This is a genomic window from Methylomonas sp. PHL2-19 (assembly GCF_059331595.1).
Map to the genome: position 1 here is coordinate 383,531 of NZ_CP196839.1, position 16,530 is coordinate 400,060.

The window sequence follows — 16,530 nt, forward strand, 5'->3', positions numbered from 1 at the left end:
TTATCCAGTTGTTTCGCCGCGTATTGCCCGCCGACTTCTCCCAATTGCCTTTAGCGATTTTCGCCGTCCCTCAAGCCCGGCGGGCTTTCCGGACAATCTCACGCTAAAAACCTCTCTTTTCTAAGTTTGGGTGCAAATATTGCTTGCTTATTAACCCAGCCCTTAATGTCGCTCGCCTTAGCGCTCTTAAGGTACTGAGCCAGCCCGAACGGCATACCCGCGACAAATAGGGCCGGTTTAATCAACACCCTATTTGGCCGCCTACCTAAACTATCCCATGCTTGAATTGACTGCCGCCGACATTGCCGATCTGATGCACAAGCATCGCCACGAATTGTTGCGGTTTTTATCGCAACGCATCAGCTGTACGGATACGGCGCAGGATATTTTTCAAGAAACCTTCATTCGCTATGCCGGTTACGGCGGCAAAGATAGCGTGGAAAATCCCCGCGCCTTCATTTTCCGCATCGCCGCCAATCTGGCTACCGATTATCTGCGCAGCCACAGCCGCCATACCGGCCCAGATCTGGAAGCCGCCGAAAATGACGAGGCTGAAGTAGGCGTACAATCTGCGCTATCCGCCGAACGGACTGTCATGTCGCAACAACAACTAGAGCAACTGGTCACTGCGTTGGATGATTTATCGCCCAAATGCCGAGAAGTGTTTATCTTGCTCAAACTCAAGCATTGCAGTTACGCAGAGGTGGAACAAAGGCTGGGCATATCACAAACCATGATCTTTAAATATTTGACCCAGGCCATGCGCCACTGCCGAGCGAAGGTTGGCGATCTGGATTGACCGGGTTTGTTTATCAAACCGTCGATAACAACTTCCGGAACGCCTTTGACCCTGAATCCTTCAACACCCGCAGGGCCAGCGGCATTTTGGGCCGAATTAATAGTTTTTGCCCATCGGGCCTGAGTTTACCAACAAGCGTTTTATAATCAGGACACCGAGTTGACAGCACAGCCACTTTCGATATGAACCCTTCCTTCCCGCCTTTTCCCGACGCCAGCGCCGAAGAGCAAGCCGAATACTGGCTGGCCCTGCGCGAATCGCCGTTCTACGACAGTGAGCAGGAAAAATTGTGGCTGGCCTGGCTGGCGGCCAGCCGAGAGAACCTGGAGGCCTGGCAACAAACACAGCTTTTTTTTCGGCGCGTGGAGACCTTGAATCCGGCCCAAGTTCGCCGAATCGAACGATCAGTACAAAAAGCCGGCAGAGCAGCTGCGGCCGGGGCGGGTCTATGGCGCTGGCCCATTGCCGCCTGCCTGATGCTGGCATTATGTTTGGGCTGGGCGTTTAACGCCGGCTATTTTGCCGACTTCCGCACCGGCACCGGCGAGCAGCGCCGAATTCAGCTCAGCGACGGCTCGATGGTGATTCTGAATACCGCTTCGTCGCTGTCGGTGGATTTTTCCGAACAGCAGCGGGTGATTCGATTGCACGGCGGCGAAGCCTATTTCAAAGTGGCCGCCGATGCCGCAAGACCGTTTGAGGTCGTTGCCGGCGGCGGTAGGGTTCGCGCCTTGGGCACGGCATTTGACGTCAAACAGTGGCAAGGCGACCTGGCAGTCACCGTTTACGAGCACAGTGTGCGCGTTGCGTTTGCCGACGGCGCGACCATCGAGCGCCTGCCGGAGGGTCAGCGCGTCGCGTCGCTCGACGGTAAAAGCGGCGCGCCGGAACAGGCCAATCTCAGGCAAGCCGCCGCTTGGCAGGAGCGGCGCCTGGTGTTTAAGGAAAAGCCGCTGCAACAAGTCATCGACGATCTAAACCGCTACCGTCCGGGAAAAATCGTCATCGCCGATCCCGACTTGGCCGCGCATTTGGTGACCGGCGTATTCGACGCCAACGACCCGGAAGCGGCGTTGACGGTTATCGAGACCACCTTGGCGGTTAGCGAAACCCGTCTGACCGACGCATTAATCGTTCTGCACCGCCATTATTGACCCGGCCCTATTTATCGGTGAAATGCCGTTCGCACCCTCAGGGGCATAAAGGTGAACGGCATTTTTGGGCCGGATTAATAATTTTTAGCCCCTGCCAATAAGCCCTGGATAAATTCGCCAGTACTGCCTACACGGGATTATTGACCGGGTGAATTTCATAGCTTTTACGGAGCGGCGTGGCGCCGAGCCTAGGCCCCATCCGGTCGCTGAGGGCATTGCGCTGCGCCCTCGGCCAAAAATATTTTCTCAGCCAGGTTATAAAACCCATCCCTCCCTTCGTCTTTGCTTTGGAACCCCTGCGGATACGCCGACGGAACACCTTCCCTCGCCAACCGCCGTCATCACAATCACAAGCCAGGATGCCCAATGAGTCAGCGCACAATACCGCCCTTTAACCCGTTCTGTTTAACCGTTTTTGCCGTCGCGATGAGCGCCAGCCCCTGGTGTGCGGCGGAAACTGCCATCGAGTTTGCCATCCCGGCCGCACCGTTGGCGGATGCCTTGCTGCAATTTTCCGAAACCAGCGGCATCAAGGTGTTCTTCAGCTCTCAATTGGCCGGCAACCTGCGCGGCAACGCCGTACAAGGCCGCTTTACAGCGCAACAGGCGCTGGACAAACTGTTGAGCGGAACCGGTCTGACACCACAAACCGCGACCGATGGCACCGTGACGCTGGAAAAGTCGGCAAAGCCAATCGAACCGCAATCGGCAGCCGGTACGACAACTTTGCCGAGTGTGACGGTGCTGGGCAAAACCCTGTCGGACCCTAACGATCCCTATAACTCGGACTATCACCTACCCAACGCCAGCGCCGCCACGAAAACCGATACGCCGATCATGGAATTACCGATGTCGGTACAGGTCATTCCTAAGCAGATATTGAAAGACCAACAGGCAATTCGAATCAAGGATGCGCTGAAAAATGTCAGCGGCATAAACTGGGCGACCGACCCGATGTACGAAGGCTTTCAGTTACGCGGTTTTCAGACCGATGGCACCACCACGGTTTATCGGAACGGACTGCGCATCCGGCGTGCCGTACAAGAGGTTGCCGATCTGGAACGCTTGGAAGTTCTGAAAGGTCCGGCTGCGGCGGCGTATGGTCGGATCGAGCCGGGCGGCTTGATCAACATTGTTACCAAAAAACCGTTGGATACCCCTTATTACGCATTGGAGCAGCAGTTTGGTTCGTACGATATGTTCCGTACTACAGCCGATGCAACCGGACCGATCAACCAAGACCGTTCCTTGCTTTACAGAGTCAATTTGGCCTATCAAAACAATGAATTTTTCATCGATAAAATGGATCAGGAACGGGTGTTTTTCGCGCCGTCCCTCACATGGAAGCCCAGCGACCGCACCGAAATCAATTTGAATTTGGAGTATCTCTACGATACCCGCACCAGTTATACCGGCTTGCCGGTACAGGGCAACCGTCCGGCCAATGTACCGATCAGCCGTTACTACGGTTTTGGCTCGGATAATGAAAAATCGGTATTCGACAAGTTTTTGATCGGGTTTGATTGGTCGCACCAATTCAACGACGATTGGAAAATCCAGCATCGCTTTCACTACTACAAGCTGGATTACCAAATCAACAATTCTTCATTTTTCCCAGGACCGGTCAATCCCGCGAATAATCGCACCTCGGTAAGAAATGTGACCGATAGGCCCATCGACATTACCGATACCGTCGCGACCAGTATCGATCTCACCGGCAAATTCAAACTATTTGGAACCGAGCATCGGGTATTGGCGGGATTCGATTACTTTTGGGAAGACTTTGAAGGTCAGGGGTTCTTTGGTGCGCCCGCTCCCGCCAGCCATAGGCCGGTGGTTGATATTTTTAATCCGGTCTACGGACAGGTTCCATCCGCTGCCAGCCGGGGTTTCAATAATTTCAGCACCTTAGAACAATATTGGTACGGCGCTTACTTTCAGGATCAAATCACCCTGTTTGACAAGCTGCATATCATGGGTGGCGGGCGCTACGATTGGGCAACGCGCAGCAGCGGCGCAGCCTCGACTTCCATCGCAGCTGCCAGAAACAGTGAGACTGAAGTTAAAAACGAGGCTTTCAGTCCGCGCGTGGGTGTGGTCTATCAACCCTGGCCCTGGCTATCACTGTACGGAAATTATACGGAATCGCTGGGCGGGGCGAACAGCGCGTTGGCATCAACCGGCAAACCGCTGGATGCCGAAACCGCGCAGCAGCACGAGGTTGGATTCAAAACCGAATGGTTCGATAAGCGGCTGATGACCACCGTTGCCTTTTACGAATTGACCAAACAAAACATCGCGACGCCGGACCCGGTAAATACCCGGTTTTCCGTGCAAACCGGCGAGGCCCGCAGCCGTGGTATCGAAGTAGACATATCGGGCCAGATTACCGATGGCCTGAACTTGATCGCGACTTACGCCTATACCGATGCAGTCATCACACAGGATAACAGCGGTAATCAAGGCCGCAAGCTATGGAACGTGCCGGCAAATTCGGGCAGCTTCTGGGCCAAATACGCATTTCAAGATCCCGCTTTGCGTGGCCTAAATGTTGGCGCCGGCGCGTATCTGGTTGGCGAGCGCCAAGGTAATAATTTGAATAATTGGCAAATGCCGGGCTACGTCAGAGTCGATGCCTTGCTCGGCTATTCCTGGGAGATAGGCAAGTCTAAAGTGACCGCGCAGTTGAACGTCAATAATCTGTTGGATAAGACGATTTACGAAACATCGGCATTTAACAGCTATTTGACTCAGCCGGGCGCGCCGCGCAATTTCATGGGCTCGATCCGCGTGGAGTTCTGACGCCGGATGGCTCGGTAATCCTATCAAGCCGATCATGGTGAGCCAGTTCAAACCATGATCGGCTTGGTTTCAAGGTAAAGGTATTTGGCTTGGAGAAATTCCGATTAACGCCTTGCCGGTCTAACTCGTAGCGCGTGAGGAATTTTGGCCGGGAAACGTCTTATCCAAATGAAACACATAAAAACAAGGGTTGGTGAGCTTGGATACAAAGCCCTGACTCTTCAAATTCTCAACTCAAATCTGTTACTGCGATGAATGTAACCAATCCTCAATCCGGCCTTATCGTTCGCAGCGAACCAGAGCACCATTCGCTTGCCCGCCTCAAAGCCCGCCGCCAACGTTGGCTAACCGTGCATCTTTGGTTGGGGCTGACGCTTGGCTTGTTACTGTCTATTTACGGCATCACCGGCAGCGTCTTGGTGTTTTATCCCGAGATCGACGAATCGTTGCATCCCGAGATGTTGACGGTACAACCGCCGGAACATGCCGAGTATCGGCCCCTGGCTGAAATTTTCGCGGCCGGCAAAGCTGCCATGCCACCACAAGCCAAACACAACTTCGCCACGTATCCGCGTAACAAGTTTGCGAGCTTCAAGCTGCGCTTCGCGGTGGCGGATGCCAACGGTGCGGTGGAACGCTGGGAAGTAGGCGTTGATCCTTACACCGCGAAAGTCACCGGTAAACAGCTCCAGGAACGATCCGGCGATTGGTTGCCCAACACCTTCATCGGCCTAATGTTCAAGTTGCACTATGCCTTATTGTTGCCCAAAGACATCAGCACAGTAGTGGTCGGCCTGTCCGGCATATTATTGATCATCTCCACGCTGACCGGCCTAATCGTCTGGTGGCCGCTGACCAGCAAATGGCGGCAAGCACTGGTATTTAAAGCCGGTGCCGGCAAGGTGCGCTTCAATTACGACCTGCATAAAACCAGCGGCTTTTACACCGCGTTGGTGATGATTCCGGTGCTTTTTTCCGGGGTTTACATGGTGCTGCCGCATAACGTGGTGCCGGTGCTGGAATTGTTTTCGCCGGTGACTTACCGCTACTGGTTTCATTCCACGCCATCTACGCCGGATGCTCCGACCATCGGCATGGATCAAGCCGTGGCTATTGCATTGAAACAATACCCAACAGGCCGGCCACACTGGATTTACGGCGCGCCGAATCCCAGCCAGACTTACACTGTATGCCAGGACGGCGTCGATGCACCCGACAGTATCTTGCAACGCCGCTGCACGGTAATCGACCGTTACAGCGGCAAGATTCTGGACTTGGACGATCCCAGCCTGCCGACCGCCACGGCCGGCGAAATCTTCACCCATTGGCAATGGCCGCTGCATTCCGGCCAGGCCTTCGGCATGACCGGGCGGATTTTGGTGTTTATCACCGGACTGGCCTGCCCGGTGCTATTCGTCACCGGGGTGATTCGCTGGCGGCAAAAATCCAGGACCAAGCAAGTACGGAAGGGCTGATTCCGATCCGTTATCAGGTGCCGAAACGAGTGGTCAATATTTTCGACCGACACGAGGTGCCTGAATTTGCCGCTCCGCAAGGCGTGCTTAGAAGCAGGATGCGCAATTTAAAAGTGCGTGATATGCCGCACTTTGCTCGTCGCGCTTTCGAGGGTTTTGGCATCAATCCCGCCGACTGACGGATCAAGCGCCGTACAACACTGACTTCCCAGGTTAGTGGCTTAAAAGTTGCTGCAGCGGAAGACGTTTCATTGCCGACTATGTGTTCATGGATGCAATTACCGATTCCGATTTACTGGCCAGCTTTCTGCTCTATCAGAAGGAGCTCCAGCAATTTTTGACGCATAAGGTCAATTGCGCGGAAACCGCGGCCGATTTGATTCAGGAAACCTATCTGCGCATCGCCCGCTATTCCGCCGACGGCGAGATCGTCAACCAGCGGGCGTTTGTGTTCCGCATCGCCGACAATCTGGCCCTGGACCATTTGCGCAGCCGGGCCAGACACGAGCAACGCGACGGCGGCTTGGTCGAGGAAGACCTCGTTTGCAGACAACCGCAACCGGACAGCATGCTGGAGGGGCAGCAACAAATGGAATTGTTCGAAAAACTCATCTACGAACTGCCGCCGCAATGCCGCAAGGTGTTCTTGTCGTGCCGAGTGGAAGGCAAGCGTTATTCCGAAATCGCCGCCGAGCTGGGCATATCGATACGTACCGTGGAGGCCCATATGTACAAGGCCTTGAAGCATTTGAAAGACCGCATCGATTTCCTTTGATGCGCCGTGCGTTCGTATCATGCAACTTAACCCCGTTCTAAAATCGTGGCATCATGCCTGCCTCGGCTCAACGCTTCGTGCTCCCAACCATGTCCGATAAGCTCCAATCCGCGTCTTCCGATTTGCTCTCGGACCAGGCACTCGCCTGGTTTGCCCGCTTGCAAGCGGATGACGTCAGCGACGATGTGCGCCGCCAATTTGAAATTTGGTACCACGCCGATCCTCGGCACGCCGAAGCCTACGATAAATCCCGCAAGCTATGGAGCCTGCTGCAACAGCCGGCGGAGCGGGTTCAACAACGCCTGCAAGCGGATGCCGCCCAATTTAAAACCGAGACTTTTTCCACCGGAAGGGCGCTGGGTGTGGGGCGCTTACAATCGTCGGCGAGCGGCCGAAACCTGCTGCGTTTTGCTTCAGCCTGCCTGGGGCTGTTGTTGCTGGTGGCCGGCTGGCGCTTACCGGAGCACTGGCAAAACTGGCGCAGCGATTACCATACCGCAGCCGGTCAGCAACTCAGTATCGAATTGGAAGACGGCTCTCGGCTGACTTTGAACACCGATACGGCACTGGCGGTCCGTTACAGCGACAACTTGCGGGAGATCGAATTGTTGCGCGGCGAAGCCTATTTCGAAGTCGCGCCTAATAAGCAACGGCCGTTCGTCGTCGACGGCGGTCAGGCGACCGCGCGCGCCGTCGGTACCGCCTACAGCGTTCGTAAACAAGCCGACGAGTTGCGCGTCGTTGTTAGCGAAGGCACCGTAGAAGTTGACGCCGATAGTGCTAAGGCGTTGGTGCACGCCGCCGAGCAAGCCGAATACCGGCAAGGCCGGCTGCAAGCCGTTGCTCGGCTCGACAACGACGATGCATTGGCCTGGCGACGACGCCAAACTGTGTTTCACCGCCAACCTTTGACGCAAGTATTGGAAGAAATTAACCGCTATCGCAGCGGCCGGATTGTCGCGGTCAATCCGCGGTTGGCCGAGCGGGTGGTCAACGGTGTCTTCAACAACGCCGACCCCGATGCTGTGCTGGCCGCGCTGACCACCACGCTGCAAGCCAAGGCCTTGCGGATGCCGGGCGATTGGGTGTTGTTGTATTGACGTAATAGATGGGCGCGCCTTGCGCCGTTAGCCAACGAATATAAAAATATTTTTCTCGGCACTAAGGGTAAGCCCGAACCCGCGTCGTCTTTGTCGGTAACACCTGCCATCGACAAAGGAGATAGACGCATGAAATACCCCGCACACACTTGCCGTGCCCCACTCTACGTAGCACTTGCTGCCGGCCTATTGACGCCTACTGTTATCCTGTCTGCCGAGCAAACCGCGCAAACCTTTGATATTCGCTCCCAAGCGCTGTCCTCCGCGCTGATCCGGTTTTCCGCACTCACCGGCTTGCAAGTGCTGTATGAAGGCGACATTGCCGAGCGCATCACCGCGCCGGAATTAATCGGCCGTTATACGCCGGAACAGGCTCTGCGGAACTTGCTGCGCGGCTCCGGGCTGCAGTACCGGTTCAGCAACGGCAATACCGTCACCTTGGAAAAGGCGGCGGCGGTGGAACCGCAGTCCGCCGCCGGTACGACAACCTTGCCGACGATGACGGTGACGGGTAAAGCCTTAGCAAGCGAAAGCCCAAGCCTGACTACGCCATCGCTCCAAGAATCGCAAATCAAACTGAATCGCGTGGCGGGCGGTACGTCGGTGATCAACGGCAAGCGGATCGAAGAAGGCGCGCCCTTGTCGGTCAGCGATGCCTTGGCGACGGCGCCGGGCGTTTATGTGGGCGACATTAGTGCCGGCGCGACCGGTGGATCGCGCATCTCCATCCGCGGTTCGGACGGCAATTCCGATATTTCGCCGATTCGCGGAATAAAATTTCTGCGCAACGGCATGCCGTTTACTCACGCCAACGGGACGTTCGATGTCGAGGCGCTCAATCTTTATGCTATCGAGCATATCGAAGTCTATCGCGGTGCCAATGCCTTGGAATACGGCGGCAGCAATTTGGGCGGCGCCATCAACTACATCACGCCGACCGGGTATACCGCCAATGGGTTGAAAATCGGCATCGTCGGCGGCACCAACGATTATTACCGACCTTATTTCAGCGGCGGTAAAGCGTTTGAAAACGGATTGGATGTTTTCGGCACGTTTTCCTACGTCAATACCGATACGACCCGGGAAAACAATCATCAAGAGCAGTTTTTAGGCCATGGCAATGTCGGCTACCGCTGGAACGAAAATCACGAAACCCGTTTGTATTTCGATGCGCAAAACCATAATTTCTTGTGGCCGGCAACGCTGAGCAAGCGACAAATCGACCAAAATCCCCAGCAAAACCCCAACGATTGGTCCTTACCTAACGGCTTTTCATCTTACCGCTTCGATCTAAAGCATTCGGTAAAATTGCATGGCGGCGATCGACTCGATGTCGGCACTTATTACTCGATCAATAACTATCGTTACGACTATACCGATAGCGGCAATCACGACCAGTGGCAGGATGTCGGCTTTAACTGGCGGCATGAGATCAACGGCCAGTTATTGGGTTTAAATAACCGGGTAGTTTGGGGCGGTCTGACCCAATGGCAATTTATCAACGATAAAAACTACGGCATCGTCGGCAGACAGCTTGGGCCGTTGTTGACGGCGGAGCGTGACCGCTGGCTGAATGTCGAAGCGTTTATGGAAGATCAATTGAGTTTGACCGACAGGTTTACCTTGATTGCCGGCATTCAATTGAATTATCGCGATGTGAATTACGAACGGTACGAAGGTTATGTGGCTAGTGCCGCCAGACCCAGCAACCAAGCCAATCAAGATTTCTTCACGGCTAACCCCAAGCTGGGCTTTACTTGGCAAGCCACCGACGAAGCACAGATTTACGGCAATGTCAGCCGTAGCGCTGAACCGCCAAAAATGGCCGATCTTGCCAACATTTATCTCCAACCCAAACGAAATCTGCAAACTGCCAGCACCGTGGAAATTGGCACGCGCGGGCAAGCCCAGCGCTTGAAATGGGACTTGGCTTTTTATCAGTCCTGGGTTAACAACGAGTACTTGATTGTTTCCAATCCCAGAAATCCAACGGCCTTTTCCTCCACCAACGCCGATAGCACGACCTTGCATCGTGGTGTCGAACTCGGCTTGGAAACCACTTTACCGCTAAATCTGGCGGCGTCGGGCGATAACTTACGGCTCAGCGGCAACTACACCTGGAATGACTTTACGTTTGACAGCGACCCCGCGCTTCGCAATAACCGCTTGCCCGGCATTCCCGAACACAATGCTTTCGTCGAAGCGCTGTACCAGCATCCCAGCGGCTTTTACATCGGCCCCAATGCCCGCATCGTCAGTTCCAATTATGCGGACTTCGCCAACACCCTGGCCGCCAAACCTTATGCGCTGTTGGGCGCACGCATGGGTTGGGATGACGGCAAACATTGGAAGTTGTTCGTCGATGGCCGAAATTTGACCGACGAGCATTATGCGTCGTCGGTGTGGGTTCTAGGCAATGCGAATGGTGCCGATTTGGACCAGTTCAATCCCGGCGCGACCCGCTCGGTATTCGGTGGCGTGGAATACCGGTTTTAAGCACTGGCGGGTTGTCAATTAGTAGGCCTAAACGTGCCGGGGCATACCGCTCCGGCCCGAAATGACGGTGGGAATGGCACTTAGTTCCCGCCAAACCCGGTCGATACGATGCGGATTTCCTACGCCTAAACGTCTTATGCAAGAAAGGCAGCCAGCGCTTGATCCGGACAAGAGCAGTATCTGGTTCCCTGGCTTCTTTTTCGAATATTGACGATAACCGTACTCCCATCATGAACAGTAATCTCTATCAACCTGACACGCTTATCCAATCCAAGCCGCAAAACCGAGAGTTGTCTCGCCTGAAAGCCCGCCGCCAACGCTGGCTGACCGTTCATTTATGGTTGGGTCTGACGCTGGGTTTGCTCCTGTCGATTTACGGCATCACCGGCAGCATCCTGGTGTTTCATGCCGAAATCGACGAATGGTTGCATCCCGAGATGTTGACGGTGCAGCCACTGGCGCATGCCGAATATCGACCCTTGGCGGAAATTTTCGCAGCCGGCAAGCAGGCGATGCCGCCAGCCGCGAAGCATACCTTCGCCACTTATCCGCGCAACGAATTCGCGGCCTTCAAACTGCGGTACGCGGTTGCTGGTGCTGACGGCTCGCTGGAAAACTGGGAAGTTGCCGTTGACCCGTATACGACTAATATCTCGGGTAAGCAACTCAAGAGGCGCTCCAGCAACTGGCTGCCCAGCACTTTTATCGGCTTGATGTTTGAATTGCATTTCGCCTTGTTGATTCCGGGAGAACTCAGCGAGCCGATAGTCGGTATGTCCGCCGCGTTATTAATTATTTCGACCTTGACCGGCCTGGTCGTCTGGTGGCCGTTGACCGGACATTGGCGCAACGCCTTGACCTTTAAAGCCAAGGCCGGCAAGGTGCGCTTCAATTACGATCTGCATAAAACCAGCGGATTTTACACCGCCTTGGTGATGGTGCCGGTGCTGTTCTCAGGGATTTACATGGTGCTGCCGCATAACGTGGTGCCGGTGCTGGAACTGTTCTCGCCGGTGACTTACCGCTACGGGTTTCAATCCAAACCGCCTTATCCAAATGCACCGGCCATCGGCATGGACGAGGCGGTGGCGATTGCCTTTAAGCAGTATCCGCAAGGCCGTCCGCACTGGATTTATGGGGCTGCGGAACCGACTAAAACCTATACGGTGTGCCAGGACGGCGTCGATGCGCCAGGCAGCATTTTGCAGCGCCGCTGCACGGTGATCGACCGTTACAGCGGCAAGATTCTGGACCTGGACGACCCCAGCCTGCCGACTGCTACCGCCTGTGAAATCTTCACCCACTGGCAATGGCCCTTGCACTCCGGCCAGGCCTTCGGCATGACCGGGCGGATTTTGGTGTTTATCACCGGTCTGGCCTGTCCGGTTCTATTCGTCACCGGCGTGATCCGCTGGCGGCAAAAGCGTAGAGCCGGCCAAAATAACCGCAAAAATTTTGCCGTGTGATATGCCGCGACTTTTTCAAAAACTGCGGCATATCACACAGCGCTCAATCAGTGGGTATAACCAAGCACCGACGCAAGCTAGCGTAGCGGTCGGCGCAAACCGCTACCTCAGATCGTTTTCAGCGTCATGGCCTGAACATTGCTGGTTTCGCGCCAGCTGTCCCTCCGCAAACAATCGCCAATGCCCAAAGACCTTTCCGGATTTCTGCACACGCTGTTTCTGCAACACGCGCACGAAATCGGCAGCTTTTTACGCGGCCGTTGGCCGCGAGAGCCCGATGTAAGCGACATTGTGCAGGAGACTTTTCTGCGCTTATCGCAATATCCCGATCCGCAAACCATTCAAAACCCCCGGGCGTTTTTATTTCAGACCGCCGCCAATCTAACGGTTGACCGGCATCGCCGCCGCGCAACGCGCGCACGCTTCGATGAAGCCGACGCAGACATCGAGCATGTTGCCGACCAAAGCCTTTCGCCCGAGCATTATTGGCAAACTCATCAGCAATTGGAGAAATTCTCCAGCTGGTTGGACGAACTGCCGGAATTGCGCCGCCACGCCTTTGTGTTATACCGCATAGAAGGCTGTTCCCATGCCGAAATCGCCAAGCGCCTGGGCATTTCGGTACGTTGCTCCGAGCGTTACGTGATGCTGGCAATGCAGCACATCAGCGCCAAGCTCAGCGAAGAACCGGAGCACGCTTGGCGGTAATTGCCGTCTAGCCCGTCTATGCCTATGTCCGGTAAACTGCTGCCCCACTCAATTGAACAGAAGACCAGCGTGACCAGCATTCAATCTTGCAGCCAAGCGACCCGCGAGCAAGCGATAAGCTGGTTGCTGCGTCTGCGCGATGCGCCCGGCAACCCGCAAATCCGCCAGGAATTTGCTGATTGGCTGGCAGCCGATCCACTGCATGGGCAGGCTTACCAACAGGTTGAAGCGCAATGGGCCTGGATGGAACCCTTCAAACAACAGGCCTTCCTGGCGCGCAACCAGGCCTTGCGTTACCGGCCGCCTACTCGCAAGCCGGTTTGGCTGCGTTGGGCAAGCTATAGCGCTGCCGCGATTGTCTTGCTGGGCGTCGGCCTGGCGTTATTCTCGCCGCAAGGTTGGTACGGATTCCCCCATAGCTATGGCACCGGCAAGGGCCAAAGACAGACCGTGACGCTAGCAGACGGCTCCAGCCTGGAACTCAACACCGACACCGAGGTGCGAGTGCATTTCAACCGTCGTCAGCGCCATGTCGATCTGGTGCGCGGCGAGGCTTTTTTTAACGTGACTCACGATGCCGAAAGGCCATTCACCGTGCATGTTGGCAATGTCAGCGTGCGCGACATCGGTACGGCATTCGATGTCTACAAACAATCCGACCGGGTCAGCGTCGCTGTGCAGGACGGTTTGGTGGAAATGACCGGCCAAGGCAGCAGCCGCGAATTGCACGCCGGTCAGCAGTTGGCGTATAGCCATGACCAGCGCTTCGTCGAAGCCTTGCAATCCGACATCGCCACCGTAACCGCCTGGCGGCAGGGCCAGCTGATTTTTCGCGGCCGGCCTCTTGGCGAAGCGCTGGCGGAAATCGGCCGTTATCACGACGTACAAATCCGCCTGCCCGATCCTAAACTGGCCGAACTGCGCGTCAACGGCAGCTTCCGCACCGAGCAACTGGACAATATGCTGAACGCGGTTGCCATGTTATTGCCGGTCAAAGTCAAACATGTCGGCGAGCGCGAAATCGTGCTGGAAGCGGCATCATCGCGCAGGGCGAATGATTGACTCGGGGTTTGAAAACTGTTCGCCTTTATGCAGCTTGGCTACATACCCGTTTAAGACGTGACCCAACGGGCGTTGACAACACCAGCCCCGAGCACAGCCAAAGCGCCTAGCCCAAACGGGAATAGCTGCCATACCTAAGGCCGACTCAATCATTCGCCCTTAACGCCGGTCGTCACAAAATAAACTATCGTTTTGCTGGCGGCTTTTTTGATCGACTGCGTCTATGCCCATGACCCCTTAACCAATGGAGACATGGAGCATGACATTGACGATAAAACGCCTGGCGACCGCAATCGCGCTGATCTCGGCGCAAGCCTACGCCGAGGACGACAAACGCCATTTCGATATTCCCGCCCAAAGTTTGGCCTCCGCGCTTCAACAACTGGCAAATCAATCCGGCAGAGCGATGCTGTATGCCGAACAATCCGCCGCCGGCAAGACCAGCCCGGCGCTGCGAGGCGAATTTAGCGTCGAGGAAGCGGTCCGTCAGTTAATAAACGGCAGCGGCTTGACTTATAGTATTGGCGCAGATGGTACTGTGACGTTGAAACCAGCATCCTCCGGCAGCGATGCGACAACGTTAGGCGCTGTGTTAGTCAAAGGCACGAGTGACCCGAGCGATCCTTACAACAAGGATTACTCAGTCTCCAACGCCGTGACCGGGACCAAAACCGATACGCCGCTGTTCGATACCCCGATTTCCGTACAAGTGCTACCCAAAGCCGTCATCGACGACCAGCAAGCCATCGGTCTGGAAAACGCCCTGAAAAACGTCAGCGGCGTTGCGAAAGGCTGGGGCTTCGGCAACGACAAAGACGAAAATCTCTATATTCGCGGTTTCGCCAACACCAATAATATTTATCGTGACGGCGTTTTAACTCCCAACACGCCTATTTCACTGGCTAACGCCGAACGCATTGAGGTGCTTAAAGGGCCTTCGGCCATGTTGTACGGCCGCGCCCAACCGGGCGGTCTGGTCAATATCGTCACCAAACGGCCCCGTACCGATGCTTATTATTCGCTTCAACAGCAATTTGGTTCCTTCGATACTTACCGCACCCTGCTGGATGCCACCAATAAAATCACCGCAGACGGTGCATTGGCCTATCGTCTGAATTACGAGCATTTGGACAGCGCGACGTTTAGGGATAACCATCCGGTCACCCGCGACTTTGTAGCGCCCAGCCTAAGCTGGAACATTACCGATCATACCCGGCTAGATCTGGATTTTATGTATCAGAACATTAAAGACGTCGCCGATTCCGGAATCCCATACAGCTTGCAGCAGTCGGGAGCGATTCCCGGCAAAATTCCATTTCACTTTTCCGGCAACGAACCAACGGATTTTGCCGACAAAGAAGCCTATACCGGCGGCTTAACCCTGACCCACGAGTTTAATCAAGACTGGAAAGTACGGGCAAAATATTCAACCCATAACCAAACATTTTTAACCGCACAGACTTCTTCGAATGAAAACGCCGATCTTTTGGGAAATTTGGCTAGAGGGTTTATCAAGACCAGCGACGATTTTCAAAATCACTATGGCACCGTGGACATCACCGGTCACTTCGAGACGGGAGCGTTGAAACATGCTGTTTTGCTGGGTGCTGATTACTATCATTCCAAGAACAGAAATCTGTTTAGCGCTTATGCGACCGCTCCCAATATCAATATCTTCAACCCGCAATACGGATATACCGAGTTGCTGGACCTGCCGCTAGGAGGACAGAACGATACCGTCAATGAGTGGTACGGCATTTACATTCAGGACCAAATCTCGTTGTGGAATCAATGGCATTTATTGCTGGGCGGACGCTTCGATAATGCCATGCACAGCAATTACGATGCGCAAGGCGTTTCCACCAATCACACCGACGACGACAACTTTAGTCCGCGCATAGGTTTGTTGTACCAACCCGTGCCGTGGCTGGGTGCTTACGTCAATTACGTCAACGGCTTTAATACCTTTAATGCCGGACGGCCTATCGACGGTTCGGCCTTTGCCCCGGAAAAATCCAAGGAAATGGAGTTTGGCTTGAAAGGCGAATGGTTGGATGGACAATTGCGCGCCAATCTGGCGTTCTTCGAATTGACCAAAAGCAATATCAAATCGCAACTGCCGGCCCCTAACAACAGCTTTTACGCCACAATCGGCGCGGCACGCAGTCGAGGCATCGAGTTCGACTTGCAAGGGCAGTTGACCGATTACTGGAACATCATTGGCACTTATACCTACATCGGCGCAGTTGTCACCAGCGGCAACGAGTCGCCGTTCAGCGGCGTGGGCAAAGCCGGCAATCGCCTGGAGAATATCCCCAGAAATACCGCCAGTTTATGGTCCACCTATGATTTTTCCGGTCTGGGAGCACAGGGCTTCAGCGCCGGCGCCGGTGTATACGTGGTCGACAAGCGCTCGGGGGATGTCGATAACAGCTTCGAAATACCCGGCTATACCCGCGTCGATACGATGTTGAAATACCAGCACAAAGCCGGACCTTCCCGTATAACCTGGCAATTCAACATAGAAAATCTTTTGAATAAGGAATACATCGCATCCAGCAACGGTTACGGTAATTTTATTTACCAAACCATGCCCGGTGCACCACGGACTTTCTTGGGCTCGGTTAAGGTGGAGTTTTAGTCACGTAGGCCGGGTTACGCTCTATCGAGCGAACCCGGCCTAGGTTTCATCG

At 54.9% G+C, this 16,530-nt stretch carries 11 protein-coding genes; all 11 read left to right on the forward strand.

The window, feature by feature from the left end:
- Positions 1–277 precede the first annotated feature (277 nt).
- The 11 genes from ACR02O_RS01790 (at position 278) to ACR02O_RS01840 (ending at position 16,478) form a co-directional block, all read left to right on the forward strand.
- The gene (locus ACR02O_RS01790; RefSeq protein ID WP_033158269.1) at positions 278–799 is read left to right on the forward strand and encodes an RNA polymerase sigma factor; all 522 of its coding nucleotides are present in this window, start codon (positions 278–280) and stop codon (positions 797–799) included.
- Between the two features lie 182 nt (positions 800–981).
- Positions 982–1,953, forward strand: coding sequence for a FecR family protein (locus ACR02O_RS01795; RefSeq protein WP_033158270.1), 972 nt, complete (start codon positions 982–984; stop codon positions 1,951–1,953).
- A gap of 366 nt (positions 1,954–2,319) precedes the next feature.
- Positions 2,320–4,755 carry a TonB-dependent siderophore receptor gene (locus tag ACR02O_RS01800; protein WP_033158271.1) on the forward strand — a complete coding sequence of 812 codons (2,436 nt, stop codon included), beginning with the start codon at positions 2,320–2,322 and terminating at the stop codon, positions 4,753–4,755.
- Positions 4,756–5,006: 251 nt separating this feature from the next.
- A complete protein-coding gene (locus tag ACR02O_RS01805) occupies positions 5,007–6,230 on the forward strand; it encodes a PepSY-associated TM helix domain-containing protein (RefSeq protein WP_494522681.1) in 1,224 nt (407 codons plus the stop codon).
- 268 nt (positions 6,231–6,498) lie between these two features.
- Positions 6,499–7,005, forward strand: a complete 507-nt coding sequence (locus tag ACR02O_RS01810; RefSeq protein ID WP_033158272.1) for an RNA polymerase sigma factor — start codon at positions 6,499–6,501, stop codon at positions 7,003–7,005.
- 89 nt (positions 7,006–7,094) lie between these two features.
- Positions 7,095–8,105 (forward strand): FecR family protein, encoded by a 1,011-nt coding sequence (locus ACR02O_RS01815; RefSeq protein WP_033158273.1) that lies wholly within the window; start codon positions 7,095–7,097, stop codon positions 8,103–8,105.
- A 129-nt stretch (positions 8,106–8,234) separates the two neighbouring features.
- Entirely contained in the window at positions 8,235–10,601 is a 2,367-nt protein-coding gene (locus ACR02O_RS01820) for a TonB-dependent receptor domain-containing protein (protein ID WP_494522682.1), read from the forward strand.
- Positions 10,602–10,831: 230 nt separating this feature from the next.
- The gene (locus ACR02O_RS01825) at positions 10,832–12,067 is read left to right on the forward strand and encodes a PepSY-associated TM helix domain-containing protein (RefSeq protein ID WP_494522683.1); all 1,236 of its coding nucleotides are present in this window, start codon (positions 10,832–10,834) and stop codon (positions 12,065–12,067) included.
- 180 nt (positions 12,068–12,247) lie between these two features.
- A complete protein-coding gene (locus tag ACR02O_RS01830; protein WP_033158276.1) occupies positions 12,248–12,775 on the forward strand; it encodes an RNA polymerase sigma factor in 528 nt (175 codons plus the stop codon).
- Between the two features lie 69 nt (positions 12,776–12,844).
- A complete protein-coding gene (locus ACR02O_RS01835; protein ID WP_033158320.1) occupies positions 12,845–13,837 on the forward strand; it encodes a FecR family protein in 993 nt (330 codons plus the stop codon).
- Positions 13,838–14,096: 259 nt separating this feature from the next.
- Positions 14,097–16,478, forward strand: a complete 2,382-nt coding sequence (locus ACR02O_RS01840) for a TonB-dependent siderophore receptor (protein WP_494522684.1) — start codon at positions 14,097–14,099, stop codon at positions 16,476–16,478.
- Positions 16,479–16,530 lie beyond the last annotated feature (52 nt).